29 protein-coding genes, 1 tRNA gene and 1 pseudogene are annotated in these 26,860 nt (G+C 61.7%); 15 read left to right on the forward strand and 16 right to left on the reverse strand.

The window, feature by feature from the left end; translation table 11 throughout:
* Window positions 1-3: 3 nt before the first annotated feature.
* The 3 genes from ABID58_RS21720 to ABID58_RS21730 form a co-directional block, all read right to left on the reverse strand.
* Window positions 4-909, reverse strand: a complete 906-nt coding sequence (locus ABID58_RS21720) for a carbohydrate ABC transporter permease (RefSeq protein ID WP_148749265.1) — start codon at window positions 907-909, stop codon at window positions 4-6.
* On the reverse strand, window positions 909-1,850 hold the full coding sequence (locus tag ABID58_RS21725; protein WP_354034481.1) for a carbohydrate ABC transporter permease: 942 nt from the start codon (window positions 1,848-1,850) through the stop codon (window positions 909-911). The genes ABID58_RS21720 and ABID58_RS21725 overlap by 1 nt, the downstream gene beginning before the upstream one ends.
* A gap of 145 nt (window positions 1,851-1,995) precedes the next feature.
* The gene (locus ABID58_RS21730; protein WP_148749263.1) at window positions 1,996-3,336 is read right to left on the reverse strand and encodes an ABC transporter substrate-binding protein; all 1,341 of its coding nucleotides are present in this window, start codon (window positions 3,334-3,336) and stop codon (window positions 1,996-1,998) included.
* 483 nt (window positions 3,337-3,819) lie between these two features.
* Here ABID58_RS21730 and ABID58_RS21735 point away from each other — a divergent pair, with 483 nt between their 5' ends.
* Together ABID58_RS21735 and ABID58_RS21740 are read left to right on the forward strand one after the other, a co-directional pair.
* Window positions 3,820-4,644 (forward strand): Spy/CpxP family protein refolding chaperone, encoded by an 825-nt coding sequence (locus ABID58_RS21735; RefSeq protein ID WP_354034585.1) that lies wholly within the window; start codon window positions 3,820-3,822, stop codon window positions 4,642-4,644.
* Between the two features lie 111 nt (window positions 4,645-4,755).
* On the forward strand, window positions 4,756-5,133 hold the full coding sequence (locus tag ABID58_RS21740) for a response regulator (RefSeq protein WP_354034483.1): 378 nt from the start codon (window positions 4,756-4,758) through the stop codon (window positions 5,131-5,133).
* Between the two features lie 82 nt (window positions 5,134-5,215).
* Here the strand turns inward: ABID58_RS21740 and ABID58_RS21745 are convergent, their stop codons facing one another.
* The 3 genes from ABID58_RS21745 to glk all read right to left on the reverse strand — a co-directional run bounded on the left by ABID58_RS21745 (window position 5,216) and on the right by glk (window position 6,832).
* Window positions 5,216-5,371: a hypothetical protein gene (locus ABID58_RS21745; RefSeq protein ID WP_187434623.1), complete on the reverse strand. Its 156-nt coding sequence runs from the start codon at window positions 5,369-5,371 to the stop codon at window positions 5,216-5,218.
* A gap of 145 nt (window positions 5,372-5,516) precedes the next feature.
* Window positions 5,517-5,720, reverse strand: coding sequence for a hypothetical protein (locus tag ABID58_RS21750; RefSeq protein WP_148749261.1), 204 nt, complete (start codon window positions 5,718-5,720; stop codon window positions 5,517-5,519).
* 143 nt (window positions 5,721-5,863) lie between these two features.
* Window positions 5,864-6,832, reverse strand: coding sequence for a glucokinase (gene glk, locus ABID58_RS21755; RefSeq protein WP_148749353.1), 969 nt, complete (start codon window positions 6,830-6,832; stop codon window positions 5,864-5,866).
* A gap of 270 nt (window positions 6,833-7,102) precedes the next feature.
* Here glk and pncA point away from each other — a divergent pair, with 270 nt between their 5' ends.
* The 8 genes from pncA to ABID58_RS21795 all read left to right on the forward strand — a co-directional run bounded on the left by pncA (window position 7,103) and on the right by ABID58_RS21795 (window position 15,911).
* Window positions 7,103-7,729 (forward strand): bifunctional nicotinamidase/pyrazinamidase, encoded by a 627-nt coding sequence (pncA, locus tag ABID58_RS21760; RefSeq protein ID WP_148749260.1) that lies wholly within the window; start codon window positions 7,103-7,105, stop codon window positions 7,727-7,729.
* Window positions 7,730-7,742: 13 nt separating this feature from the next.
* Window positions 7,743-8,861 carry an alpha/beta fold hydrolase gene (locus ABID58_RS21765; RefSeq protein WP_354034485.1) on the forward strand — a complete coding sequence of 373 codons (1,119 nt, stop codon included), beginning with the start codon at window positions 7,743-7,745 and terminating at the stop codon, window positions 8,859-8,861.
* A gap of 138 nt (window positions 8,862-8,999) precedes the next feature.
* Complete coding sequence (locus ABID58_RS21770) at window positions 9,000-11,033, forward strand: NAD(+) synthase (RefSeq protein ID WP_354034487.1); 2,034 nt, start codon at window positions 9,000-9,002, stop codon at window positions 11,031-11,033.
* Window positions 11,034-11,663: 630 nt separating this feature from the next.
* Entirely contained in the window at window positions 11,664-13,514 is a 1,851-nt protein-coding gene (gene ilvD / locus ABID58_RS21775) for a dihydroxy-acid dehydratase (RefSeq protein ID WP_148749256.1), read from the forward strand.
* Between the two features lie 236 nt (window positions 13,515-13,750).
* Complete coding sequence (locus tag ABID58_RS21780; protein WP_354034489.1) at window positions 13,751-14,077, forward strand: hypothetical protein; 327 nt, start codon at window positions 13,751-13,753, stop codon at window positions 14,075-14,077.
* Window positions 14,078-14,373: 296 nt separating this feature from the next.
* Window positions 14,374-14,688, forward strand: a complete 315-nt coding sequence (locus ABID58_RS21785; protein ID WP_148749254.1) for a hypothetical protein — start codon at window positions 14,374-14,376, stop codon at window positions 14,686-14,688.
* A gap of 339 nt (window positions 14,689-15,027) precedes the next feature.
* Window positions 15,028-15,117 (forward strand) — tRNA-Ser (locus ABID58_RS21790).
* A gap of 50 nt (window positions 15,118-15,167) precedes the next feature.
* A complete protein-coding gene (locus tag ABID58_RS21795) occupies window positions 15,168-15,911 on the forward strand; it encodes a DUF7168 domain-containing protein (RefSeq protein WP_354034491.1) in 744 nt (247 codons plus the stop codon).
* Between the two features lie 186 nt (window positions 15,912-16,097).
* Here the strand turns inward: ABID58_RS21795 and ABID58_RS21800 are convergent, their stop codons facing one another.
* The 6 genes from ABID58_RS21800 to ABID58_RS21825 form a co-directional block, all read right to left on the reverse strand.
* Window positions 16,098-17,171 carry a DUF2971 domain-containing protein gene (locus ABID58_RS21800; protein WP_354034493.1) on the reverse strand — a complete coding sequence of 358 codons (1,074 nt, stop codon included), beginning with the start codon at window positions 17,169-17,171 and terminating at the stop codon, window positions 16,098-16,100.
* Between the two features lie 227 nt (window positions 17,172-17,398).
* Window positions 17,399-17,734 (reverse strand): hypothetical protein, encoded by a 336-nt coding sequence (locus ABID58_RS21805; RefSeq protein WP_354034495.1) that lies wholly within the window; start codon window positions 17,732-17,734, stop codon window positions 17,399-17,401.
* A 7-nt stretch (window positions 17,735-17,741) separates the two neighbouring features.
* Window positions 17,742-17,966: a hypothetical protein gene (locus tag ABID58_RS21810; protein WP_354034497.1), complete on the reverse strand. Its 225-nt coding sequence runs from the start codon at window positions 17,964-17,966 to the stop codon at window positions 17,742-17,744.
* Between the two features lie 255 nt (window positions 17,967-18,221).
* Complete coding sequence (locus ABID58_RS21815; protein ID WP_354034499.1) at window positions 18,222-18,398, reverse strand: hypothetical protein; 177 nt, start codon at window positions 18,396-18,398, stop codon at window positions 18,222-18,224.
* A 158-nt stretch (window positions 18,399-18,556) separates the two neighbouring features.
* On the reverse strand, window positions 18,557-19,003 hold the full coding sequence (locus ABID58_RS21820; RefSeq protein WP_354034501.1) for a DUF7689 domain-containing protein: 447 nt from the start codon (window positions 19,001-19,003) through the stop codon (window positions 18,557-18,559).
* Window positions 19,004-19,392: 389 nt separating this feature from the next.
* Window positions 19,393-19,773: a hypothetical protein gene (locus ABID58_RS21825; protein ID WP_354034503.1), complete on the reverse strand. Its 381-nt coding sequence runs from the start codon at window positions 19,771-19,773 to the stop codon at window positions 19,393-19,395.
* Between the two features lie 233 nt (window positions 19,774-20,006).
* On the opposite strand from ABID58_RS21825, the gene ABID58_RS21830 reads away from it, so the two are divergent.
* Window positions 20,007-20,750, forward strand: coding sequence for a DUF7168 domain-containing protein (locus ABID58_RS21830; RefSeq protein ID WP_354034505.1), 744 nt, complete (start codon window positions 20,007-20,009; stop codon window positions 20,748-20,750).
* 113 nt (window positions 20,751-20,863) lie between these two features.
* Here ABID58_RS21830 and ABID58_RS21835 read toward each other — a convergent pair whose 3' ends face one another.
* Window positions 20,864-21,487, reverse strand: coding sequence for a hypothetical protein (locus ABID58_RS21835; RefSeq protein WP_354034507.1), 624 nt, complete (start codon window positions 21,485-21,487; stop codon window positions 20,864-20,866).
* A gap of 99 nt (window positions 21,488-21,586) precedes the next feature.
* Window positions 21,587-22,024, reverse strand: coding sequence for a hypothetical protein (locus ABID58_RS21840; protein ID WP_354034509.1), 438 nt, complete (start codon window positions 22,022-22,024; stop codon window positions 21,587-21,589).
* Between the two features lie 70 nt (window positions 22,025-22,094).
* On the opposite strand from ABID58_RS21840, the pseudogene ABID58_RS37400 reads away from it, so the two are divergent.
* A pseudogene (locus tag ABID58_RS37400) lies at window positions 22,095-22,199 on the forward strand (DUF7168 domain-containing protein); the annotation flags it as partial.
* A 287-nt stretch (window positions 22,200-22,486) separates the two neighbouring features.
* Here ABID58_RS37400 and ABID58_RS21845 read toward each other — a convergent pair.
* Window positions 22,487-22,786 carry a hypothetical protein gene (locus ABID58_RS21845; RefSeq protein WP_148749245.1) on the reverse strand — a complete coding sequence of 100 codons (300 nt, stop codon included), beginning with the start codon at window positions 22,784-22,786 and terminating at the stop codon, window positions 22,487-22,489.
* Window positions 22,787-23,908: 1,122 nt separating this feature from the next.
* Window positions 23,909-24,106, reverse strand: a complete 198-nt coding sequence (locus tag ABID58_RS21850) for a hypothetical protein (RefSeq protein ID WP_148749244.1) — start codon at window positions 24,104-24,106, stop codon at window positions 23,909-23,911.
* 526 nt (window positions 24,107-24,632) lie between these two features.
* On the opposite strand from ABID58_RS21850, the gene ABID58_RS21855 reads away from it, so the two are divergent.
* From ABID58_RS21855 to ABID58_RS21865, 3 genes are all read left to right on the forward strand, one after another.
* A complete protein-coding gene (locus ABID58_RS21855) occupies window positions 24,633-24,824 on the forward strand; it encodes a hypothetical protein (RefSeq protein WP_148749352.1) in 192 nt (63 codons plus the stop codon).
* 22 nt (window positions 24,825-24,846) lie between these two features.
* Window positions 24,847-25,173, forward strand: coding sequence for a DUF1476 domain-containing protein (locus ABID58_RS21860; protein WP_354034511.1), 327 nt, complete (start codon window positions 24,847-24,849; stop codon window positions 25,171-25,173).
* Between the two features lie 759 nt (window positions 25,174-25,932).
* Window positions 25,933-26,859: a septal ring lytic transglycosylase RlpA family protein gene (locus ABID58_RS21865; protein WP_354034513.1), complete on the forward strand. Its 927-nt coding sequence runs from the start codon at window positions 25,933-25,935 to the stop codon at window positions 26,857-26,859.
* The last annotated feature ends 1 nt before the right edge of the window (window position 26,860 follow it).

Below are 26,860 nucleotides of genomic sequence, written 5' to 3' on the forward strand. Positions count from 1 at the left end.
CATTCAACCCTTTGTCGCGCCGGCGGTCAGGCCGGCAATGTAGTAATCCATCAGGAAGGCGTAGATGACGAGCGGCGGCGCCGCGCCGAGCAGTGCGCCGGTCATGATCTGACCCCAGTTGAAGACGTCACCCTTGATCAACGTGGTGGTGATGCCGACCGGCAACACGAGCTGGTCGATCGATGTCGTGAACACCAGGGGATAGAGGAACTGGGCCCATGACACGGTGAAGGCGAAGATCGTCGCCGCGATCAACCCGGGCAGCGCCACCGGAATGAAGATCCGCAGCAGGGTCTGGAGCCAGGAAGCGCCGTCGATGATCGCGGCCTCATCGAGCTCCTTCGGGATCGAGGCGAAGTAGCCGATCATGATCCAGGTGCAGAACGGCACGGTCAGCGTCGGATAGATGAACACCAGCACGTACCAGCGGTTCAGCAGCGTGATGCCGGTGAAGTCCTGGATCACCGCCAGCATCTTGAACAGCGGAATGAACAGGAGGCTGTCCGGGATGAGGTACGTGAGAAAGACGCCAGTCGCGAGCGTCGCCGAGCCCCAGAACTTCATCCGCGCCAACGCGAACGCCGCGGGGATGCTGATCAGCATGGTGACGATCACGACCACGATCGAGATGATCGACGAGTTCCAGAAGAAGCGCAGGAACTGGTTCGAGGTCAGGAGCTCGACATAGTTCGACAAAGTGGGGTGAAACACCCACCACGGATTGGTCGCCGCCGAAATCTCCGCGCTGCTCTTGAGCGAGGTGATCAGCATGTAGACCGGCGGTGTCAGGAAGAAGATCGCAAACAGCACCAGGAAGAAGTAGGACCAGCGCAGCGCCCAGATACGGTCCCGGCTCATGCTGCCGAGCTTGCGAGTTGGTCCAGCCTTGTCGATTACGAGCGTGCTCATCAGGCTTCGTTCCCACGTTTATTGACATCGCGCAGGATGAAGATCGCTGCGACGGCAAGGATCGGCACCATAAACAGCGAGACGCAGGCGCCGAGCGGAATATCGTTGCTCTGGATGCCGACCTGGAACGCCCAGGTGGCGAACAGATGCGTCCGGTCCAGCGGACCGCCCGAGGTCAGGATGCGCACGATGTCGAAATTGGCGAAGGTGACGATCAGCGAGAATAGCGTCGTGATGGCGATGATGTTGCGCATCATCGGCAGCGTGACGTACCACATCTTCTGCCACCAGTTGGCGCCGTCGATGGCGGCGGCCTCGTAGAGCTGGTCAGGCACCGATTTCAGCGCGGCGAGATACATGATCAGGAAGAACGGCGCGCCGTACCAGACATTGACGAGAATCACGGAGAAGCGCGCCCAGAAGGTGTCACCGAGCCAGGGGATCGGACCGACGCCGAAGAAGGAGAGCGTGTAGTTGAAGGCGCTGTAGGAGGGATCGAACAGCCACAGCCAGGCCAGCGTGCTCATCGCCGGCGGAATCACCCAGGGCACCAGCAGCATGCCGCGCCATTTGCGCTGCTTCTTGCCCGGAATGTTGTGGACGAAATGTGCGACGATGAAGCCGATCAGCGCCTTGAAGAACACTGCGGTGATCGCAAAGATGCAGGACTGCCTCACCACCATCCAGAACGTCTCGCGCTTGAACAGGAAGGTGAAGTTGCCGAGGCCGACGAATTTCGTCATCGCCTTGTTCAGTGTCGCCAGGTAGAGCGAATAGAAGGCAGGATAGAGCACGAGCAGCGCGATCAGGAGGATCAGCGGCAGCGTCAGGAAGAACGCCACGGACGATTTCCGACCCAGCACATTACGCAGGCTCGCATTCTTTTTGCGGGGGCTTGCGGCACGAGCGCGGCGAACTTGCTCTACGACGACATCGGCCATGAATCTGACTTTCTGGTCAAACTTTCTGAGGGACGTTCAACGGTGAAGCCGGCGAGCGGTCGGCCTCAGGAACATGCGGACGGAACGAAAGCGCGCCTTGGCGGCTCACGCCCGAAAGCGCGAACCGCCATGGCACACACCCGGCTCAGGTCCGCATGAAGCCCTCGCACTCGCCCTCGGCCCAGGCGAGCGCCGTGTCCATCTTCTCGCCCTGCGCAAAGCGCAGCGCCATCTTGGTCAGCGTCGCCTGGAAATAGATCTGCTGGGCGATCTTCGGCGGCGCCGGCGACGCTGCGATCGACATCGTCTGCTGCTTGTAGGGATCCGGATAGTGGAAGAGCGTGCCCTTCGGCGGCCCTTCCTCGGCCCAGGTCTTGAATTTCGTCATGTTCGCGTAGGCCGGGAGATCGTAGCCGCCGCTCGCCGCGACGAATTTTTCAATCGCCGCCGGCGAGGACAGATGGATGAGCAGGCTCTTGGCCGCCTCCTTGTTCTTCCCGAAGCTCCAGACGCCCCAGAAATAGGGCAGGAACGGCGCAAAGCGTCCCTTCGGGCCGGCTGGGAAGCCGTGCGTCCAGCATTGCTCGGCGACCTGCGGTGCGTCGCGCTTGGCGACGGCCCAGGCGCTTGGCGGGTTGAGGATCATCGCGCCGCGGCCCGAGATCAGCCATTTGTTGTTGGAGGCGTCATCCCAGGACGGCGCATCCGTTGGCAGCACGGCGATCAGCTTCTTGTAGAATTCGAGCGCTTGCCGCACCTCGTCGGTCTTGACCGTGACATCGCCCTTGGCGTTGACGAGCTCGGCGCCGAACGACTGGAAGATCGCCCCCGCCGTGTCGACGCTGTCGGTGGTTTCGCCGAGACCGATGCCGAACGGGAAGCCGGCCTTATGGCAGGCTTCCGCCGCCTTCAGGAACGTCTCCATCGTCCAGTTGTCGGCTTTCGGCGGGCTGCCGGCCGGATACATCTCCTGCACGTCGATGCCCGCATGCTTCTTCATGAGATCGATGCGGGAGCAGGGACCCTTGATCTGGCTTCCTGGCGTCGCGGGCACGGCGAGCCATTTGCCGCCCGACTGTCCCAGATATTTGACGGTGCCGTTGACCTCGCCATTCTGCTTGATGAGCGGCTCCATGACGTCGTTGAGCGGCTCGAGATTTTCTGAATAGGCGTGCGGCCACCAGCTCGGCATCTGGAGAATGTCATGACCGGACTTGGCCTGCGCTTCGGCCGCTGCGGTCAGCTCAATCTTCTTGTTGTTGCTGGTGATGTAGTCGATCGAAACCTCGACCTTCTCCTTGTCGGCCCATTCCTTGACGAGCGCGGTGGAGGCGTCGTTGGCGTTGGGCACCCAGTGGTCCCAGAAGCCGATCGAGAGCTTGCCGGCGGCGTAAGCGCCTCGGACATAGGGCGCCGCGATCAACGCCGTGGAGGACATTGCAGTGGCTGCCACAAATTGACGTCGTGTCAGTGTCTTGCGTGACATCTCGTTTCCTCGCCTTGGTGTGTTTTATTATTCTTTCGTTTCCTCTGAATTTCCTGAGTTTGTTTTTTGATTTTGTTGTTGGTCGTTTCTTGTTGGCGTCGTTATCCCCGGGCGGCTAATCACGCGCGGGACACGGCTAATTGGTAGCGCGATCAGATCATGATTGATTACGTCTGTCGAGAAAGCCGAACGTCTCACTCTCTAGAACTAACGTTGTGTAGGGAAAGGCTGCGGCGTGCGCCGAGCATGAGCCAAGCATGAGCTACCGCTGCTCTTATTGCGACGCACACTTCGGAGTGCGACAGCTGGGGACGATCCGTGCGCAATTACGCCGCAGTTCCGAATAAGCCTGCATAACCGCTTCGCGCCAAAGGCCTTTCAAACGGGGATAGCGATGGTCCGCGCCTAGACCTCGGCGCCGCGAAAACGATAGAGTTGCAACCGGCAGGAGGCCTGCCGTTTCCAGAGGGCAAGCAGATCGAGATGAAGACCCAGAAGATCAACCCGGCGCCGCCTGTACGGCTTCGCCTGCGACGATGGCTCGCGCTCGGCTCCGTTGTGACAGTGCTGGTCGGCGCGGCCGCAGTTGCGAATGCACAAGGTCTGGTCAAGGGCGTTCAGGACGGCGCTGCGGCCGGTAACAAGGCGGCAGGTCCCGTCGGTGGCGTTCTCGGCGGCGCCATCGGCGGCGTGGTCGGCGTCTTCACCGGTGTGCTCGGCGTCGGGAACAACAATGGTCAGGCGCCGGCTGCCAAGGACGCGAGCAAGGACGGGAGCAAGGACGCATCCAAGGATGCGAAGGACTCAAAGCAGCCGGGCGCCGCCAAGGACAAGGATGCCAAGAGCGCGAAAGCCGGCAAGGGCGCCAAGGCGGGCAAGGAGGCCAAGAACGCTCCAGCGGATACCGGGGATAAGGACGTTACGGTCCTGACCCAGCCCGGCGCGCCGCAACTGACCGCCGACCAGATTGTCTCCAACAGCGATTCCTACATCGAGCGGATCAAGACCGAGCTGAACCTCACGCCCGATCAGGAGAAGCACTGGTTCGGCTTCTCGAGCGCGATGCACTATCTCGGGCATAACGGCGCCGAGCGGCTCAATCTGCGGATCGAGCGCGCCAAGCGGGATCCGCCCGACGACATCATCGAGCAGATGCGCAACGAGGCGCAATTCCTGATCGACCGCGCCTCCGATCAGCGCAACGTCGCCGACGCCGCCGAACCGTTGTTCTCGAGCCTCGACGACAAGCAGAAGCAGGTGTTCATCCAGGAGATGGTGCGCCTCAGCCATGAGCGCGGCCTGGATTGATCAAGCTTGAGGCGGATTGCATGCATTGGTGGAATTTGAAGGCCACGAATTCGTGAATCCTTCTCGCAAATGGGGTATGCTTAGCTGCGCAAGGCGGCTGAGAGGTTGATAATGGCGGACAGGCTCTCCGTTTTCCTGGTCGAAGACGAGGCGTTGATCCGGATGATGATGGCTGACATGGTGGAGGAGCTTGGTCACCATGTCGTCGCGGAAGCGGACAATGTGCGCGATGCGAGCGCCTTTGCGATGACGGCGCAGTACGATTTCGCGATCCTCGACATCAATCTGATGGGTGTTTACGTCGATCCGGTCGCCGATCTGATCGAGCGCCGCGGCAAGCCGTTCCTGTTCGCGACGGGCTATGGGCCGGAATTGCTGCCGTCACTGCTGCGGCGCCGGCCGATCCTGCGCAAGCCGATTGCGCTCGACCAGCTCAGGATCATGATCGACTCGCTGTTTCCCGATACGCCCGCGAAGGCCTCCCACTGACACTGTCAACGATCGCGACATCGCCAACGAAAATGGCCGCCCGACAGGGGCGGCCATCTAGGACGAAAGAGTCGTCAGTGTCTCAGATCAGGCCTGCGCTGAGGTCAACGCCGTGCGCCATCAGGCCGAACGAGGCGATGAGCCCCATGCCGCAGAAGATGATAATGGCTTTAAGAGAATAGTCAGTCGACCGGGTCTGGACGGCAGCCGGCATTTCGGCGAGCGAAATCATGCTCATGTTCATTCCCCCTGTGTTGATCCTGAATTGCATCAGGTGAGGGAACTCTTAGAGCAAAGAGTTTGACATAGGCTTGCGAGAGATCGTTAACGGAATCGCAACCGATCGCGGACTTGTTGCCCACGCGACAGGGGGCCTGCAAGCCTTAGTTGCGGCCGGCATTTAGCACCGTGGCGATGGTGTGGGCCGTCATGGCGGCGCGGTCGGAGGCGCGCTGGGCGGCCAACCGGTCCCGGGCCTTCTCCTCGATCAACAGCTCGATCAGCGCCATGCGCTTGTCGTCATCGTCTGCCTCGGTCAGCAGCCGGTGATAGCGGTGATAGTCGAAGCCCACATCCTGCTTACGCATGTCACGCCCCCGTACCTACGCCACACACTCCTTGAATTCTTGCTTATCGGAAACAACGGGGCAAGCACGATCCTGCGTGGAACCGCGCGAGTGCTGCAATCAGCTGTGAATTGCTTAACGGAGAGTGCGAGGTCCGGCGCGCCTCAATCCAGATTGTGGTCGGCGAACATCTTCAGGCCGACGAAGCTTGCATCGGGCTTCATGACGAGACGGGTCGGGATATTGCGCAAATAGTCCTGGAAGCGCCCTTTGGCTTCGAAACGCGCGCGGAACGCTGAAGCCGAAAGGAATTCCGGAAAGCGCGGCACGATCCCGCCGGCAATGTAGACGCCGCCTCTGGCGCCGAAGGTCACCGCGAGGTTGCCGGCAACCGAGCCGAGGATGGCGCAAAACATCTCCAGCGTGGCGCGGCTGAGCTCGCAAGTCCCGTCCAGCGCCGCCTTGGTGACCGCCGCCGCATCGCGTTGGGGCACCTGGGCTTCATCGACCTCGGCCATCGCTTCGTAGAGGGACTGCATCCCCGAGCCGGAGAGGGCGCCGCGCTCGATGGAGACGTGGCCGAAGCGCCGGCGCATGGCGGCGATGACGCGCTCCTCGCGCTCGGTCTCAGCCGGCAGGGTGGCATGACCGGCCTCCGTGACGACGGCCAGCCGGGAGCCATGGCGCTCGACCAGGCAGGAGACGCCGAAACCCGTCCCGGGCCCGACCACCAGCAGCGGCTCCCCGGACATGCCATCCTGTCCGCCGAGCGGAATCAGGTCGGCCGGCTGCAAGGCGGGCAGGGACCAGGCCACCACCTCGAAATCGTTGAGCACGTGGGCGCTGTCGAAGCCGAGCGCCGACTGAAGCTCGTTGCCGTCGATCACCCAGGGGCTGTTGGTCATGACGCAGCGGTTGTTGGTGACGGGACCGGCGACGGCGAGGACGGCCCTGACCGGCTTCTCGCTGTCGGCCCGCCGCAGCACGTCGGCGATGGCTTCGCGGACCGTCGGATGGTCGGCGACCTTCACATAGTCGATCGGTCCGATCTGCTCGCCATTGCTCAGCGCGAAGCGCGCGTTGGTACCGCCGATATCGGCGAGAAGAATGTTTCCTGTCTTGCCGATACTCATGACCATTTGGCTACCTTAGCCTTGCAGGCTTTGGGAACCCTTTCCTCCACGCCTTCGCCGCGATCCGTATGTCGCGGATATCAGAGATTCCGCCCTCGGGCACAGCTAGTCAACACGGACGAGGCCAAAGCGTTGCATCCAGGAGGATCAGCCGGCCAGTTCGCGCGACATCGTTGCAGGGTGTCGGAGGTTGCGAAGCGGCGCGGGAAGATCGACATTGATGACAGCGGCGGCGCCCGTTGCGCCGGACGGACGACATGGGGCCTTGCGATGAAGATAACCGACCGCGACGTGCTGCTGGCGATCGACGTGCAGAACGATTTCTGCACGGGCGGGGCGCTCGCCGTTCCCGGCGGAGAGAAGGTCGTCCCCGCCATCAACCGGATCGCCCAAAAATTCGCCAATGTGGTGCTGACGCAGGACTGGCACCCGGGCGACCACGTCTCCTTCGCGCCGAACCACGCGGGCCGCCAGCCGTTCCAGACCATCGAGCTCGACTACGGCACCCAGGTGCTCTGGCCGGCGCATTGCGTCCAGGGCACGGCCGGCGCCGAATTCCATCGGGAGCTTGAGGTCACCCGCGCGAACCTTGTGGTGCGCAAGGGTTTCCGCCGCGGGATCGATTCGTATTCGGCGCTGTTCGAGAACGACCACAGGACGCCGACCGGTTTGCTCGGCTATCTCAGGGAGCGCGAGCTGAAGACGGTTTTCGTCGCCGGCCTGGCGCTCGATTTCTGCGTCCGTTTTTCCGCGGAGGATGCGCGCAAGGCGGGGTTCGAGGTTGCCGTGATCGAGGACGCCTGCCGTGGCATCGACCTCGACGGCTCGGTCGCAGCGACCCATCACAGCTTCAGGGAGCTCGGCATCTCCGTGGTCAGCCTGGAGGCGTTTTTGTGAGGATGATGCGGTAATGGCGGCGGGGAAGAGCGGTCAACAGCCCGGTGGAGCGGGGCGCGGTCCCGATGACCCCGTGCTGTGGCCGTTTGCAGCTGCACGTCTCGCCATGGACGCCTGCTTCTGGTGGCTGGAGCGCGGCCCGGCGGAGCAGGGCGAGGCCGACCTTCCCTGGACCACGCCCGGCACCGTGGCGCTGGAGCTCGCCACCACACGGCTGCGCGATTGTTCGCGGACGCGATCCGGTCAGCCGGCTCTGGTCTGCGCACCCTATGCGCTGCATCGGGCCCTGATCGCCGATTTTGCACCCGGCCACAGCGTGGTGCAGTCGCTGCAACAGGGCGGCATCGACCGGATCTATCTCACCGACTGGCGCTCGGCCACGCCTGACATGCGCTATCTCTCGATCGACAGCTATCTCGGCGATCTCAACGTCGCCGTCGACGAGATCGGCGCGCCGGTCGATCTGGTCGGCCTGTGCCAGGGCGGTTGGCTGTCGCTGCTTTATGCGGCGCGGTTTCCGGCCAAGGTGCGGCGGCTGGTGCTGGCCGGTGCGCCGGTCGACCTTTCGATCGAGTCCAGGCTGTCGCAACTCGCCCGCAACGCGCCCGGGATCGTCTACGACCAGCTCGTCGCGCGCGGCGGCGGCAATGTCAGCGGCGAGGAGATGCTGCGGGTCTGGTCGAAGGCGCCCTGCCGTGACGACGTCGCGGCGTCGTTGCAGAAAGACCTCTCGGACGCGGAGGGCGCGGCCCTGCTCGCGCGCTTCGAGCGCTGGAACACCGAGACGCTCGACCTGCCGGGCACCTATTATCTCCAGATCGTCAACTGGATCTTTCGAGAGAACCGGATCGCGTCAGGCAATTTCACGGCACTCGGCCGCGCGATCGACCTGAAGGACGTCAAGGCGCCGGTCTTTCTGCTGGCCGGGCTCGACGACGATGTCGTGCCGGCCACGCAGGCACTCGCGACCGCCAGCCTCATCGGTACGCCGCCGGCTTTCGTCGCAGCGGCCTCCGAGCCGAGCAACCATCTCGGGCTGTTCATGGGCGCGCGGACCCATGCGCACGCGTGGCCCCGGATCGCGGAATGGCTGCGCAACGACCTCTCCGGCGTGCTCGCGCGCAGCGCGTGATTCTGCCAAAAAAGCCGGCCGGCGAAGCTGCAAAGCGGTTATGCATGATGGCGGATGGCCTGCACGGGGCGCGGTCGATGGGCTACATAGAGTCCAGCGCCGGCGGCCGGTCCGGCAAGATTTAAGGTCCTTTGCCCGATGAGCTTCCACTCGATCTACGCCCACGGGTTTGCGCGCGTTGCGGCCTGCGTCACCACCTCCCATGTGGCCGATCCCGCGGCCAATGCGAAGGCGGTCATGGCGGCGGCCAAAACCTGCGACGCGCAATCGGTCGCGGTGGCCGTGTTTCCCGAGCTGTGCCTGTCCGGCTATGCGATCGAGGATCTCGTCAAGCAGGATCCGCTGCTCGACGCCGTCGAGCGCGGGCTTGCGTCGATCGTCGAGGCCTCCGCGGCGCTGATGACCGTGCTGATCGTCGGCGCACCGCTGCGCTTCGGCAATCGCATCTACAATTGCGCCGCCGTCATTCACCGCGGCAGCATTTTGGGAGTGGTGCCCAAGAGCTATCTGCCGACCTATCGCGAATTCTACGAGGGCCGCCATTTCGCCTCCGGCGCCGGCATCGCGGGCGAGGCGATCGCCATCGGCAAGCTCCACGCGCCATTCGGCACCGACCTGCTGTTTGCGGCCGAAGATGTTCCCGGCCTCACCATCGGCGTCGAGATCTGCGAGGACATGTGGATCCCGGTGACGCCCGCCTCCGAGCTCGCATTGGCCGGCGCGAGCGTGCTGATCAATCTGTCGGGCAGCCCGATCACGATCGGCCGGGCGCGTTCGCGCGCGCTGCTGTGCCAGTCGACCTCGGCGCGCTGCCTTGCGGCCTATGTCTATTGCGCCGCCGGGGCAGGGGAATCCACCACGGACCTCGCCTGGGATGGCCAGACCTCGATCTACGAGAACGGCGTGCTGCTGGCCGAGGGCGAGCGGTTCCGGCAGGACGGCCAGATCACGCTCGCCGACGTCGACCTCGACCTGCTCAGGCAGGAGCGCGCCCTGATGGGCACGTTCGACGACAATCGCCGGCAGCGCGAGGGCCGTTTCCGCAAAGTTAGCTTCACCCTGAAGCCGCCTGCGGCCGACATCGGCTTCCTGCGCAAGGTCGAGCGCTTCCCGTTCGTGCCGAGCGATGAAAGCCTGCTCGAGCAGGATTGCTACGAGGCCTACAACATCCAGGTCGCAGGCCTGGTGCAGCGCATGCGCGCGACCGGCACCAAGCGCGTCGTGATCGGCGTATCGGGCGGTCTTGATTCCACCCATGCGCTGATCGTCGCCGCCAAGGCCGTCGATCTCTTGGGCCTGCCGCGCGAGAATATTTTGGCCTACACCATGCCGGGCTTTGCCACCGGCAGCGAGAGCAAGACCAATGCGCTGGCGCTGATGAAGGCGTTGCAGACGAGTTGGCAGGAGCTCGACATCCGCACCACCGCCACGCAGATGCTGAAAGACATCGGCCATCCCTTCGGCACTGGCGAGAAGGTCTACGACGTCACCTTCGAGAATGTGCAGGCAGGCCTGCGCACCGACTATCTGTTCCGGCTCGCCAACCACCATGGCGGCATCGTGATCGGCACCGGCGATCTCTCCGAGCTCGCGCTCGGCTGGTGCACCTATGGCGTCGGCGACCAGATGGCGCATTACAATGTCAACGCCGGCGTGCCGAAGACGCTGATCCAGCATCTGATCCGCTGGGTGATCGCCTCGAAGCAATTCAGCGGTGACGTGAACGGGACGCTGGCCTCGATCCTGTCGGCCGAGATCTCGCCGGAGCTGGTCCCAGTCAAGCCGGGCGAGAAGCCGCAGAGCACCGAGGCCTCCATCGGGCCCTACGAGCTGCAGGATTTCAACCTGTTCTACACACTGCGCTTCGGCCTGCGGCCGTCCAAGATCGCCTTCATGGCGTTCCAGGCCTGGAAGGACGTCGCCAAGGGCGAATGGCCGCCGGCATTTCCGGCCGACAAGCGCCGCGCCTATGATCTTCCGGAAATTCGGCGCTGGCTTGAAGTGTTCCTGCGCCGCTTCTTCGCCTTCAGCCAGTTCAAGCGCTCGGCGATGCCGAACGGACCGAAGGTCTCGGCCGGCGGATCGCTGTCGCCGCGCGGCGACTGGCGTGCGCCGTCGGATTCGAGTGCTGCGGCCTGGCTCGAGGATCTCGAGCGGAACGTGCCGAAGTAAGCGGAGAGCGCAGTCCAGAACGACTTCGCGCCGCACGGCTCACAGAGCCGGCGGCGCGAAATTGCGTTCGATGAAGAAAGCACGAGGTCCGGAGTGCCTAGGAGTCCGGACCTCGTAACCTTGCCCCAGCCTTTGATCCCCCGCCCCAGATGGTCCCCCAACCCCGTGGTGCGCGATCAGAGGGTGATGCCCTTGGAAGGCCGCCGATCGATGTCCCGCGATGTACGCGAGACAGGGTTAGGACTCCATTCCGGTTCACTACGGATTTAATCGCGCTTGATTTTGCGCGCGGATGCATGCGCCTGAAAGCAGCAAGGTGCGACTGGTTCCGCGATCGGCTCGATCCGACTTTGCAGTAAATGCTTCGTCATGGCCGGGCTTGTCCCGGCCATCCACGACCTTTTCGGCGGCATCAAGAACGTGGATGCCCGGGACAAGCCCGGGCATGACGGCTGAGATTGCCTGTGCCCACGCGCCGGAAGCAGGGGAGGCCTGCGATAGACCAATCCGAGGCTTTCAAAGGCAAGTTCTCGTTGCGCCCGCCCGGCCCGTGCGCTATCCGGCCGGAAAGGCCTGAGGCGGCTTCGATATTTTCCGCTCAGGCACCCAAACCCGAGGACGGAAACCGCCATGCCAGCCTATCGCTCCCGCACCACCACCCACGGCCGCAACATGGCGGGCGCCCGCGGCCTCTGGCGCGCGACGGGCATGAAGGATGGCGATTTCGGCAAGCCGATCATCGCGGTCGTCAACTCCTTCACGCAATTCGTGCCCGGCCACGTCCATCTCAAGGACCTCGGCCAGCTGGTCGCCCGCGAGATCGAGCAGGCCGGCGGCGTGGCCAAGGAGTTCAACACCATCGCGGTCGATGACGGCATCGCCATGGGCCATGACGGCATGCTCTACAGCCTGCCGTCGCGCGAGCTGATCGCCGACAGCGTCGAGTACATGGCCAACGCGCACTGCGCCGACGGGCTCGTCTGCATCTCCAATTGCGACAAGATCACGCCCGGCATGCTGATGGCCGCACTTCGGCTCAATATCCCCGCCGTGTTCATCTCGGGCGGCCCGATGGAGGCCGGCAAGGTCAAGCTGCAGGGCAAGACCAAGGCCGTCGATCTCATCGATGCCATGGTCGCCGCGGCCGATAGCAAGGTCAGCGACGAGGACGTCAAGGTGATCGAGCGCTCGGCGTGCCCGACCTGCGGCTCCTGCTCGGGCATGTTCACCGCGAACTCGATGAACTGCCTGACCGAGGCGCTCGGCCTGGCGCTGCCCGGCAACGGCACGGTGGTCGCGACCCACGCCGATCGCAAGCGCCTGTTCGTCGAGGCCGGTCACACTATCGTCGATCTCGTCCGCCGCTACTACGAGCAGGACGACGCCTCTGTGCTGCCGCGCAACGTCGCGAACTTCAAGGCGTTCGAGAACGCCATGACGCTCGACATTGCGATGGGCGGCTCGACCAACACCGTGCTGCATCTGCTCGCCGCCGCCCATGAAGGGCAGGTCGCGTTCACCATGCAGGATATCGACCGGCTGTCGCGCCGCGTGCCTGTGCTGTGCAAGGTTGCACCATCAGTTGCCGACGTGCATGTCGAGGACGTGCATCGCGCAGGCGGCATCATGGGCATCCTGGGCGAGCTCGATCGCGCCGGCCTGATCGACACCTCGGTCTCGACCGTGCACGCGCCGACCATGAACGAGGCGCTGGAGCGCTGGGACATCAAGCGCTCGAAAAGCGAGGCGGTGCGTACCTTTTTCCGTGCCTCGCCCGGCGGCATCCCGACCCAGGTCGCCTTCAGCCAGGAGCGCCGCTACGACGAGCTCGATGCCGACCGTGAGAAGGGCGTCGTCCGCAATCTCGCGCACGCCTTCAGCAAGGACGGCGGCCTCGCCGTGCTCTACGGCAACCTCGCGCAGGACGGCTGCATCGTGAAGACTGCGGGCGTCGATGCCTCGATCCTGAAATTCTCTGGCCCCGCGCGCGTGTTCGAGAGCCAGGACGCGGCCGTCGAGGGCATTCTGGGCGGCAAGGTTGTCGCCGGCGAGATCGTGGTCATCATCTACGAAGGCCCGCGCGGCGGCCCCGGCATGCAGGAGATGCTGTATCCGACCAGCTATCTGAAATCGATGGGCCTCGGCAAAGCCTGCGCGCTCGTCACCGACGGACGCTTCTCGGGCGGCTCTTCGGGTCTGTCCATCGGCCATCTCTCGCCGGAAGCGGCCGAAGGCGGCAACATCGGTCTGGTTCGCACCGGCGATCGTATCGCCATCGACATTCCGAACCGCAGCATCAACATCGAGGTTTCCGACGAGGAGCTCGCTGCGCGCCGTCTCGCCGAAGACGCCAAGGGCGACGCCGCCTGGCAGCCCGCAGCCCGCAAGCGCAACGTCTCGACCGCGCTGCAGGCCTACGCTGCGCTCACCACCAGCGCCGCGCGCGGCGCCGTGCGCGAAGTCAAGCGGCGCACGAAGTAGGCGCGTCTTGCGCGGGCCCGATCGCAAACGTCGCGGTCGTGCATGGTCAACAAGTTCTGAACGGCCGGTGAAAGCCGGCTGTTCGCATTAAGGATGCCCCGACGAACTTCGGCAGCCATGGGTTTTGCGGCGTATACTGCGGCGACCTTCGCAAATCCATTTCGGGCAACTGGGGCGCTACCACAATGTCTCGTACTCTTGCTGTCGTTTTCTCAACAGTCGTCGCTGCCATTGCCATGACGACCGCGGCCTCCGCCGGCTGCTACAATTGCTACGCGCCGCCGCAGCCGTGCACGACCTGCTATCAGCAGCAATACGTCGCGCCGCAATACCGCGCCGTCGACGAGACCGTGATGGTGTCGCCAGGTGCGACAGTCGCGCATCGCACGCCGGCGCAGTACCGCACCGTGATGGTGCCGCAGACCGTGATGGTGGCGCCGCCGAGCGTGCAGTACGAGCGCATCCCGCCGCAATACGCCACGCGCCAGCGCGTCGAGATGGTCTCGCCGGGCTATTCCTATTACGCGCCGGTGGCGCCGAGCTGCAGCAATTGCGGCTACTGAGCCGACGCGACAAGAGACGAACGCAACAAGCAGACTTCGCGCGGTGCCCCCCAAAAGGCGCCGCGTTTTCTTTTGCGGGCGAAGCCAAACGAGGCCCGGAAATAGAGGTGACTCCAACCGGGCCTCGCGACCGGCGACGCCCTGGGAGGTGTCACCAGTCCTGATCGAGGCTAGAGGACCAAACTGACGCGCACCTGACAGATCGTCCGATCAGCGTCATATCCAACTCACGCCCGGCTGCATTGCTACCGCAATCGGCGCGGTGTTATGCTCGTCGCAGAACGGGGAGTTTCTCGATGCACAAAATCGCCGTCGCCGTCTTGCTTGCCCTGATGGCCGCCCCCGCGCTGGCGGAGGAACATATGCTAGGGCCTGGCGAAGAGCCCAAGGCGAAGACGGCGACACAGAAGGCGGACGATGAGCGGGCTGCGCGCGCCTATCAACGCTCCCTCAACAATGTTCCGGACCAGAAGGCGGTCGATCCGTGGGGAACTGCCCGCGGCGATGATGCGTCGAAGAAGTCAGCCGCGCCGGCCAAGCCGGTTGTGAAGCAGTCATCCAAGGCCAAGAGCGGCAGCACCGCCAACAAGAGCGGCAGCACCGCCAATTAGCAAAGATGCGTGAAACGGCGGGCTCCCTTCGTCCGCACACGACGCGCAGTAGCCCGCGTGCGCTCCGACCTACCAGTAATCGACAATTTGATACCGGCCGGCGCCTCGTTTCGATGGCGGCATGCCTCGCCCTGTCCGCCATACGCCTACGCACGCCGATGGCAGGCCACTCTATTCACACCTGATGCCGAACATGCAGGGTGGGGCAGCCGCAGCGGTTGACGACGCCATGCGAGCCGCCATAAAGAAGCGCAGCGACGACGTTGGGTAGCAAAGCGGTAGCAGAGTCCTCGAAATGTTCTCTGCGAAGCGGCGAAAAGCTTAGCAATTTCAAGTCTTGGAAGGGTGGCCGAGTGGTTTAAGGCACCGGTCTTGAAAACCGGCGTGCCCGCAAGGGTACCGTGGGTTCGAATCCCACCCCTTCCGCCAGTACAATCCGACCGGGGTATGTCAGTCGGGCTTTCCCGGGCAGGTGATCGGTGAATCAGACGTTCAATCCGGCCACGCTCGACAAGCTGAAGCTCCGCATTCAGGCGTTGCGCGCCAAGACGATCGCCAACGGTTGCACCGAGGACGAGGCGCTGTCGGCCGCCGCCAAGGTCGCCGAGTTGCTGGATCGTCACGATTTGTCGCTCTCCGACGTCGAGCTGCGCGCCTCGCCGTGCGAGCGGAGGGTCTACGAGACCCATCGCAAGAAGCGAATTCCTCTGGACGACTGCATCGGCGCGATCGCTCATTTCTGCGATTGTCGGGTCTGGCGCGAGAAGAATGCGGCCGGCGAGAGCAGCTATGTGTTCTTCGGTCTCGGCGCGGATATCGAGGTCGCGCATTATCTGGCCGAGTTGATCGACGGCGCCGTGCGCGCCGAGCTTGGCCGCTTCAAGACCTCGGTCGACTACATCAGGTTCCGGCACCAGCAGCGCCATCTGGCCAATGCCTCCTTCGCGCTCGGGATGGTGGCGTCCATCGCGCACCGGCTGGTGGCGATCAAGGCCGGTCGCGATCAGGTCAACGAAGGCACCGGCCGCGGGCTGGTGGTTCTCAAGACCTCGGTGGTCGATGCGGAATTCGACAAGCTCGACCTCAAGCTCCGGACCCAGCGCAGCGGCGGCCGGATGGTGTCGATGACGGCCTACGAAGCCGGCGGCGCTGCGGGAGCGTCGCTGGCTATCAACCCCGGCCTTGGCGGGGCGCAGTCAGGGACCGCATCCAAGGGAAGCTGATGGCATCGGGGAGGGGCGCGGCTTCAGCCGGGAGTGAGAGCATGGCGATGTCATTCCGTTAATCAGCTGCCCTCTGTCGCCGATGCTGCCCATGCTAATAAAGTGCGTCACCGCAATTCCGATGAAGAGTGGCTTTAATCCGCAAAATCCCTGAGCCGTTGGGTACGAAAGCGCGACATTGAGTCACTATTCACTGTCAGCCTTTCGTCTCCCGAACGTGATTTTGTCCATCCCTTGAATATATCCCTCGAGAAGGCCTGCGCGATCTAGCATTCGATATGAATTCCGAGAAGCCGCATCGTGAGTCATCTGTTCATTGATTCGACACCAAGAGCATTGCGCCTGCAACGTTTCCGCCTTCATTGGTTCAAGGCAGGTCTCGCAAGCTGAAGCGGCGGGCATAAGCGTCGAACCGTCGAAAACATACGGCTGCCCATGAGCGTCAACGAAATAGGGATTTGCGGAGCTTTTGCCGATGCGGATTTCGAAGTAACGGCAGCCCAACTCCTCAGATTTCGTTAGGAGAGCTTGCTTCGTTTCATCCGTCGCTCTTGAACCAACGATGATACTGCAAATGCAACAAATTGGTGCGTCCAGGAGCAACAGCCCTGAGGTGTCGCGAATCTCGTTTTCCGAAGCAACCATCCGTCGTTCCCGCTCGTAGCTCCAGCAGGTTGCCTTGGTAAAGTAGGCGGCATTATACACACCTAATCGCAAGAGGTAGATGTAGCGGTATTTGCCAATTTTGAATGCTCGATAGAGCATGTCGGTCAGATCTTCGGATGGGGTATCCGAATAAGCAACGTCTTGGAAACCGCTATCCTGAAAAGCCTCCCGCAGGGATGTTTCGGAAAATTCAATTACAAATCCTTTGTGGTTTTCAGCATAGTGGGCCCACATCGGAATAACATCGGGCGATCGAGAAAAGCAGGTAGTGGGAAGCTGATCGAGATCACCAACAGCGTCGGCGTAAAATGCCAAGGCATCTGGCTCTTCATCAAAATCTATTGTGAGAAACAGCTCGTAAGGATCGTTGAAATCTTTCGGCAGCGAGCACTTCAAGGTCACGTGCTCGGGCGAGCTGAAAACGTTATTGATAAACTGAGAGCTCACGTACTTGTACAGTTGCGTGTCATGCGCTCGATCAAGTGATGCTTGACCTCGGTGCGAATGATTTTGTTCTGGCGATGGAGATGGAGATGGCGGAGCTGCTTCGGCAAGCAGTCTGCGCTTTTTCTTCTTTCCGAGTTTATTGTTCATTTGGAGGCATAGCGTAGGACAACCTGGCCGAGCGCGAAAGCGCCCCGAAAGAGGGGTGGATTTTTAAGCAAATCAGTGAGACTCTGTCCGTGGGATAGATACCCGGACCGCGGTTCTTTGCCTTGATCATGCGGCCATCGAAACGCGCCGCCACCGAGAGTCAAATTGTCGATTACTGATGGTTCGGAATGCGTCAGGGCCATTGCCGGTCAGGGGTGTGGAAAACGCTATTCATCGTCTTCTCCCGCAAGGAATCGGTCGACGGCTCGATCCACCTCAGCTTGAGGTACGCGCGGTCGCGCCGGCTTCTTTCGCGACCAAATCAGCGCTTTGGCCGTGCCACCTTCTGCTTTTGCTTGTTCAACATCCAATGACAAAAAGCCGTCTATGGTGAAGTGGTCCCAATAGTGTTGGTTGGTTTTGTCCTGGATGAAGATCGGCCTCTTTTCATCGATGGAGATGGCGAGGTGCACTAGCGGCATCTGCTCCACTTCTTTGATCATGAGGTAGAGATCGAGCGCGCGTCGATCCGCATCTCTCGCGGCCACAAATCGCTTACCCATGGCCTCCTCACGAACGTAGGAGCCGCTTCCCGGTGCGGAGTTGAAATTGGCGCAATGCCTCATGGTCGGCGGAGGTCGGGCTGCCGTGCTCGCGGAGTAGCAAAGCGTGCTCAGCGTGCTGCTCCATCAACGCCGCAGCGGTGGCGCCGCGAAGCCCCTCAAAGTGGATAATCAACGATTGGCGGGCCTTAGCCCGGTTATGGACCTCGAGATTGTAGGCACCGTTGGTCATCAAAATCTCCTAGTCAAAATGCAACTCGAATCCAAGGATACTCTCGAATCGAGGCGTTGCAAGAGCAGAAAAGCGCAACCTGAGCAACACAAAACCCACCGCGTGAAGCCTGGCGGGTGGTGGGTCCAAGAAGCGAATTCCTCTGGACGACTGCATCGGCGCGATCGCTCATTTCTGCGATTGTCGGGTCTGGCGAGAAGAACGCGGCCGGCGAGAGCAGCTATGTGTTCTTCGGTCTCGGCGCGGATGTCGAGGTCACTCGGGCTGGACCTCAGCGCCCCGACCACCGCAAACCCGGCAGATGAAATGCGGCTCACGATCCGAGAGCCTTACGTTGACAGGCCAGCGGTCGACGTCCAGGGCAACGTGATGGCCGCAATGGCAATAGACCAGCACGCCGCGCACGCCCATCTGGCCGAAGGTGATCTTCATCGGTCGACCGTCGGGGTGCCTGGGCGTCTGGCGGCGGACAGGGCGAGGCGTGCCGCTATCGAAGCGCGGCGTAAGCGAGAGTCAAATTATCGATTACTGGTGGTCCGGAACGCGTGCGAACTACTGCGCGTCGTTGGTGTGGAAACAAAACGGCCAATTCACCCTGGCGACCCATCCTGTTTGATTGCCCGTCGATAGAAACGCATTGGCACACCGTAAGCTGGGCCAGACAGTTCGTGCAGTTTGTGCGTCAAGTCGATATCTGGACCCAGCTTGCTCGTCCAAAGTCCATTCTCAAGCTGTCGGGCAGCATGCTGGGGTTGTCCTTGAACGCAATAGAGAGCGATTTTTTCAAAGCCGGGTTCGTGATTGTCGTCAGAACACTTTTCCCAGCCATCTACCTCAAACCATCTGTCGAAGGCATCTGAGACGGATAAACCGAGAGTTGGAATTGGCCAGTAAGATCGCTTCCTGTTCGGCCACCAGTGTCGGCGGCTGTCCTTAAAGGCCCAGGCTATGCAGTTATATTTTTCTGTTTTTTCGCTTGTCTTCTTGGCGGCAACGTCATTCAAGTTCGGGAAAAGCGATTTATAGGGTGCGTCCATTATTTTCGGCCCAAGCGATCCACGCATTAGCCATCGCTTCGATATCGCCTATCTCGTCGCTGCTGTAAGGAGTTTCGTTTGGAAAAGCATCGTCAAGAACCCATACAAGTTTAGATGGCGCCATCCGAAGTTCTTGAATGATCAGTGGACAAACGAGATCAGCGTGCTCCACGAGAGCAGCAAAGCTTGGGTGCGCAGTAATTCGATCTGGATCTGACAGAAAGGCGGTTTCGCTCTTCCATCGATTCAACACCGCGTAAAAAGATGAGATGAAGTCTGACGGCGTGCGAGCGTACCTCCCACGCGATTTAGACGCAGAGGAGCGGCTACGGAGAACGACCTTGCGAGATCGAGTGCCGCTGTTCAATGGCATCGCCTTAAGGCCCATTCTATTCCTCCCTGCTGGTAATTTTTTTATATGCCGCAACTTGAGATAGCAACCAGTTTGCCAGCCCCTCTGCGCCTTCGGGGCTTAGAAAAAGGTCGCAAGCGACCTCGCGCACGATTGATCCGCGGCTGATCTGCTTCTCCAGAATCTCGGGGCCGAGACGGCCTGATCCGTTCTCGAGCTCTTCCATCTTGAAAACCTGACGTCGAGGCAACGCTTCTCGCTCGGCATACACAGCGCAGTGGACATGGCCATTGGGGGTGAGGCCGCCGACAGCTCCGTCAACCCAAACAACGCGGAAATCGTGCGCTTTGATGTAGTCAAAGGCGACCTCGTTTTCGCCTGGCTCTTTTAGCGGATTCTGCCAAGTGTCGTCGGTCATGCGGGATCCCGTTTCATTAATGATATGGCCGATTCCGTTAAGGAGCGGTAGGCGTCTTACGACGTAGGGGCGGTGTACGTCAGAACATACACTGCCGTCCATGCGTCGCCGGGGCCGCAACGTTCCGTATAAGGAACGAAGGTTGGTGCATGTGTTCCGATTATAGATACACACCGGCAGCGCTCCGGATCTCGCCGGGGTCTGTCGGTCGGGCTTTCCCGGGCAGGTGATCGGTGAATCAGACGTTCAATCCGGCCACGCTCGACAAGCTGAAGCTCCGCATTCAGGCGTTGCGCGCCAAGACGATCGCCAACGGTTGCACCGAGGACGAGGCGCTGTCGGCCGCCGCCAAGGTCGCCGAGTTGCTGGATCGTCACGATTTGTCGCTCTCCGACGTCGAGCTGCGTGCCTCGCCGTGCGAGCGGAGGGTCTACGAGACCCATCGCAAGAAGCGAATTCCCCTGGACGACTGCATCGGCGCGATCGCTCATTTCTGCGATTGTCGGGTCTGGCGCGAGAAGAATGCGGCCGGCGAGAGCAGCTATGTGTTCTTCGGTCTCGGCGCGGATATCGAGGTCGCGCATTATCTGGCCGAGTTGATCGACGGCGCCGTGCGCGCCGAGCTTGGCCGCTTCAAGACCTCGGTCGACTACATCAGGTTCCGGCACCAGCAGCGCCATCTGGCCAATGCCTCCTTCGCGCTCGGGATGGTGGCGTCCATCGCGCACCGGCTGGTGGCGATCAAGGCCGGTCGCGATCAGGTCAACGCAAGCACCGGCCGCGGGCTGGTCGTTCTCAAGACCTCGGTGGTCGATGCAGAATTCGACAAGCTCGACCTCAAGCTCCGGACGCAGCGTAGCGGCGGCCGGATGGTGTCGATGACGGCCTATGAAGCCGGCGGCGCCGCGGGAGCGTCGCTGGCCATCAACCCCGGCCTTGGCGGGTCGCAGTCAGAGACCGCATCCAAGGGAAGCTGATGGCATCGGGGAGGGGCGCGGCTTCAGCCGGAGCTGAGAGCATGGCGATATCAGTCGTCTATGCTGCCGGCGTGCTCATAAAGTGCAGCGTCAGCGTAACTCCGGTGCGATCTCTAGTTGCATGCAAGAAATAGTTCCGGGAGCGCGTCGACCTGAATAGACACAGTGGCTTCAAATACAGAGTTCTCGATCTGGAAGGGCTGCTCTGTAGCTCTGCCGGTTGCGCCGCAGTTACCGAAGCCGCCCCCGGTTGTCCTACCAACGTCGCTGAATGAAAAGAGAATCCCACCACCTTGATCGAGGAATTTTATAACTCTGCCGTTCTTTGAAAAAAGAACGTTGCTAGCAGGGTCGGTGGAGGCCCAGTGCGTTACTACATTAAAGCTCATGCGAACCGTGGTAGCGTCCTGTCCATTTGATCCTCTCGTTCGAACTGCGACGAAATCCCATCCGCTATAAGTGCGCGCGCTTTGCCCCCGGTATCGTTGAGGAAGCCTTGGGTCGTTCATCGGTTGGTCGACAATCGGTGTTTGACCAGAGTAAGATCGGATTTCTGATTTCGGGTTTTTGGTGATGGTTAGCGGCAATGTTGCGCTGCCTGCGTCAGAGGTAAAGGGTGTCGGCTTCGTTGGGCATCCGATGCTGCCGCAGTCGCTGGGGTTATACTTTAGATCAGCGCCGGTAGCGGCGGTGGCCAGAAACCCGACAATCAAAATTCCATAAGCCAAACTTTTCATCTCAAATCTCCTTTCAACCACTAGTCGATGTTGGGAGAAGCAACCCGTCCTGTCAATCGGCGCCCCGGCCGTTATTCCGAGCCTTCTAATCCGTTTTCTTCATCGCTCGCCGAGCTTTTCCTGCAGGCGCGCACCGACCTTAGCGGCTATCGCAGTGCACGCGGTCTTGTCGATCATGTCGCTAGCGAGCCAGAGGTCAATCTGGCTGCCGACCGATTCCGGGGTGCCACCGACAACCGATCCCAATTGCATCGACAGCCCAATCCCGCAGCGAACCATCCAGGGCGATCGTAGAGGCAGAAGGTACGTTTCCAAGTCGCCCGTCTCCGTCACGACGATAAAGCCGTCTTGCACTCGGACTTGATCATCGAGCGCCTTCAACGCTTTGGGCAAGATAACAGCGGGATCCGAGACGGTGTCGACCTTCGGCTTGTTCTTCTCGGGGCGGCTGGCGTCATCGCCGCGTGGTGCGAAAGCGGCATACGCGAAAATGCCGAGGCCGATGATTACCAGCGCGATGATGAGCTTGTCCTTCATTTGACCCCCAGCCGGGGCAAGGCTTGCGCAACCGGAGGGCGAGCGCAAGGGGCACGTCCTGATTCTTGGAGTTTCGATGACGGCCTATGAAGCCGGCGGCGCCGCCGGAGCATCGCTGGCCATCAATCCCGGCCTTGGCGGGGCGCAGTCAGGGACCGCATCCAAGGGAAGCTGATGACATCGGGGAGGGGCGCGGCTTCAGCCGGAGCTGAGAGCATGGCGATGTCATTCCGTTAATCAGCTGCCCTCTGTCGTCACTGCTGCCAGTGCTAGTAAAGTGCAGCGTCACCGTAATTACGTAATCGAGTCTTCCGCAGTTACGCTGCGCGATGAGTTGTTATAGGGGCCTCCCTTGTGGATGATTGGTCTGCAGCGTTCCACGACAGCGCCTAACTCTGGTATCGAAACAAAAACCCGCGGCGGATTTCTCCCCGCGGGTTCGAACCTTCTTAGGAAGGCGCCTTACAAGCCCCCGTGCGGCTTGGCGGGCGGCCCGCTCTTACTTCCCGGCAAGCCCGCAATCTCTGCCGTGTCCTGATTCTTGATGGCCGGGTTCGCCTGGTCCTTCGCCGCAGTGGAACCAACTGTCATCCCTCGATGCACAGCGGGACCATTCTTGTTTCCAGCAAAGCCTGGGATCCCGGCGCCCGAGTTCTGCGCACTCGGAACCGAAACCGAGAGGTCCAGCCGGCCGGTTTGCGGCGCCGCCATCGCAGACGACGTTGCGAGCGCGATGACGATTGCGCTTGCTATGAGCTTCATGTCTGTCTCCAGTAGCTGCGCCCCACAACGGTCGAACGTCAGCCGCCAGCTGCGGTTTCTGCATTGACGGAATTTAAGATATCACACGTGCTGCGTGAATTGATCTATGGGGCGTTGGAACACGGCCATAGGCAGGGAGCGGCATGACGGCAGTTGAAGAGAGGGACCTCAATAACAGGGGGCACTGGGCTCGGGGCACACTCGGCGTGTTGCAGAAGTCGCACGAGATCATCAAGTACGTTCTTATCACGCAGAAAGGACGGCACTGGCACCGGTCCGCCAACGTTTCGCGGCGCCGATGTTCGGCCCGACTTCGAGCGCGACAACAGCAGCTTGCATCAAGGCTATCGAAAGAGGAGGTGACCGAGGGATTTGAGCAGCCTTACTCCAACTCGATTGTGTCGACCCGGAAGCACGGCAAGCATCTGTAAGCATGTACTGCTGGCAGGTTTGCAATCTGTGGCAGTGTCGCAAGATAATCCATCGGCCGCCCGCACTTATTGCAGATGAGGATAGGTGGAATGTCCCTCGTTCGGCCGTCGGCCATTACCCAGCGCTCACGCTCACAGGCGTGGCAGCATAGTTTTGGACGATGCTGATCACAGCCCCGGTGAACTACTGAGGATTATCGGAATTTGGCAAAGGCCCCGCCAGCGCGAACCGGCCGCCCAGCCTTTACCGCCTCAGCCGTCGGCGGTGCGTCATCCAGCCGTTGCGGGGCGCCCTTCTGTACAATTGGTGCGGGGGTACGCCTCAGTCGTCCCAGAGGCGCTTACCGCACGGGCATTCGAACATGTGAGTGATGTCTCCACTGTCAGAGTCCACCACCGTTCGTACAAGCTTCATTTTCTGGCCGCAGATTCGGCAGGGTTTGCTTGAGTTGTCCTCGACAACGCAAATCTTCTCGGCGCGAAATATTTCCATGAGTCTCGCCCCCATCCGAGGTGACCTAGTGGAGATTACAAACCTACTGAAGCGGGGAAATTGGAAGAAGTCGGTACGAAGCCGCGACGCATTTACGCCTGTACACGGACCAAATCAAGACGCGCCAGCTATCCTGACGACCTTTTTGGGTACCTCATTAGATGGGCCCAATAGTGGGACGGAGCGATGTTCATCCTCTTACAAGCTTGGGCTGATGTAGTCCCTGTGCAAAACGGTAGGTCGTTTGGCACCATCGAACAGAATGGTGATGCCGGTCGTCCGAGAGCTTGTGGCGACAACGATGCCAGCCTTGCCAGCCAATTCCGGGCAACGAATTGTTCCGAGGTCGCTGAGCTTGAAACGCGCGCCGACCGCAATTTCTGTTCTCAAATCCATGGTTGCGCCTCCAAAAAGAGACAGATCGCAATGAAATGGGATACCCCGAGTAGCAAACTTCTTCAGAAATACCGCTAATCATACGCGGCAATTGTTTCAGGACCGTTTCATCGTCCGAGATTTGCGTTGCGTGGGAGACGGGTTCGCCTGCGTTTCGCGGAGGACGCTCCGAACGTGGAAGAGTTGCCCTGGGCTCGGCTCATCTCGCGCCCGGCCTTGACGTACCCTCGTTGCCGCTTCCCGTGCCACGCATCGAAAGCGTCCTTGATCTCCGCGCCTCGGGCGACCAATTCTGCTGACGCTGTATCACCAGACGGACAAGCGATTTTTTGATTTCGGAATATTCGCATATTGTCACTGTTTTGCCCGACGCGTCAAATGGTTTTTGCGGGAATGCCAGGGGTCGGCGCGCAAGTCCTTGATCCAACAGGCATGGGCTACTGTGCATGGGGTTGTTTTCGATCTTTCGGCATGTCCGGCCGGCGCGCCACACGGAACTTTTTCCTCACCGTCGCGTTATCTTGGCATGACAGAAGATCTTTCCTTCCGACGCAAACCCCTGACCCCTGAGCAGCGCCAGGCGCGCGATGCGGCGCGCCGCGTCGAGGCAGAGAAGGCCATGCGCGACCACGAGGCCGCGCAGAAGGCGTTTTATGAGAATCGGGAACGGCTGAAGGCCGAGCGGCTGGCCCGAGAGGCGGCCGCGGCAAAAGTCTGACGGCCAACGGGACCGATCGGTCATGACCACGTTCGACAAGCGCGAGCAGGGCTTCGAGGCCAAATTCGCCCACGACGAGGAGCTCATGTTCAAGGCCGCGGCCCGGTCCAACAAGCTGCTCGGGCTCTGGGCCGCTGGTCAGCTCGGACTCAGCGCCGATGCGGCAGCAGCTTACGCGACGGCGCTGGTCACGGACAATCTGGCCAACCAGACGATGACCCTGAGCAAGGTATCGAGCGATCTCGCGGCGAAAGGGATTTCGCGCGAGCAGGTCGCGCAGAAGCTTCAGGAATGCCTGCACCAGGCGCTGGCGCAGCTCGCAGCCGCAGCGAGCAAAGCCGGCGATTGATCACTTCACTCGGCCTGCCTGCACTCGGCCTGCCTGCGCGCGGTGGCGTCGCTGAACTTGTCGACGACTCTGCCGATGGCAGAGACTACGAAGGTTACGAGGATTAGCCGAAGGCCAGGGCGACGAGGCTCGAGCAGAGCAGGACCAGACCGCCTGCGGTCAGTGCCAGAAAGCCGTCGGATACCAGGTCATGTTTTCGCATGGGACACCTGCCGCTCTCGTCCTTGATGCTCGATCGGATTGATTAAGATTGTCCGAACCTGCCGCCATGAAGAGGTGATGCAATGTCGCCCGCGCGTGCCGTCAGGCCCTCGTGCGGTAGCCTTCAAACGCGTGGGCCAAAAAGATCCCCGCGCTTACCAGACCCATCAGTGCCGAAACCGTCTCGATCATCGTTAAATTCCAATCCCGCCCCTGCAGCTGAGAAAACGCGGGCGGCCTTGCACAGTCAAAAGAATTCCAGTGAAGCCGGCGACAATGGGGGTGGAGTGAGCTTTTGGCGCAACAGCTTGTGCGGGTCTGGCACAAAGGAGGCGGTGCTGAAGCCCTCGCGCTCCGTAGATCAGCGGAGAATGCCAAACGTCCTGTTTACCATCCCGGCGCGAACGCTGTGGGCTCCCCATTTCCGCCGTGTTCGAGTTGCGTTATCGTTACCGCCTCTGAGACGGTGGTGGGCCGCCTCGGAGCTTGAGGTCCGGAAGGCACTCCCTGCAGGCAAGCGGGTTGGGGCCGGCTCCGGCGAAATGGTATTTGGGGCGAATGGGAATCCGACGGTCAGATTCGGTGGTGCGGGCGGCGCGTAGCGTCGCGGCGGTCGCCACCTGCCTGGCGCTCGCCAATTGCGCCTCGTCCAACAAGTTCGCCAGCCGGGTCGATCCCAAATACGGCGTGTCCTCCAGCCCGCGAGTCGTGGCCTGGGGCGATCCCGTCCCCAAGGGCGGCGGCACTTATCGCGTCGGCAAGCCCTATATGGTTGCAGGCCGGACCTACGTGCCGGAGGAGGACGTCAACTACCGCGCCGAGGGCCTGGCGTCCTGGTACGGTGACGATTTCCATGGCCGCCAGACCGCCAATGGCGAAGTGTTCGACATGGGCTCGCTGACGGCGGCACATCCGACCTTGCCGATGCCGTCCTATGCGCGGGTCACCAACCTGTCGAACGGCAAGTCGCTGGTCGTCCGCGTCAATGACCGCGGGCCCTATCACGGCAACCGCCTCATCGACGTCTCGAACAAGGCCGCTGAACTGCTTGAATTCAAAGGCAATGGTGTTGCCAGGGTTCGTGTCGAATATGTCGGCCGGGCGCCGCTCGAAGGCTCCGACGACCGCCAGCTGATGGCGACCTTGCGCACCGGTGTTCCCGCGCCGTCGCCCTCGATGGTCCGGGTCGCCTCGGCGCGGCCGTTCGTGCCGGAGCTGTCGTCGAGCCGCGGCGCCATCCGGGGCGATGTCCCGATGCCGGAGGGGCGGCCGTATTCGCTCGGCAACACCTCGGCCGACGTCGCCTCGATCAATGCGACCTCGGAGATGTCGGCCTCGAGCCGCAGCCGGGGCCGCGCGTTCCAGAATGCTCGCCAGGTATCCTATGACGAGGACGGCCGCTATGCCGCCGAGAGCGGTCCTGCGGCTTCCGGTGACGGCGCCGCCGAAGCCCGCAGCATCCTGACCGGCCGCGGCCTCTACTGAT

The sequence above is a fragment of the Bradyrhizobium sp. S3.2.6 genome (genome assembly GCF_040546885.1).
Lineage (GTDB): Bacteria > Pseudomonadota > Alphaproteobacteria > Rhizobiales > Xanthobacteraceae > Bradyrhizobium > Bradyrhizobium cytisi.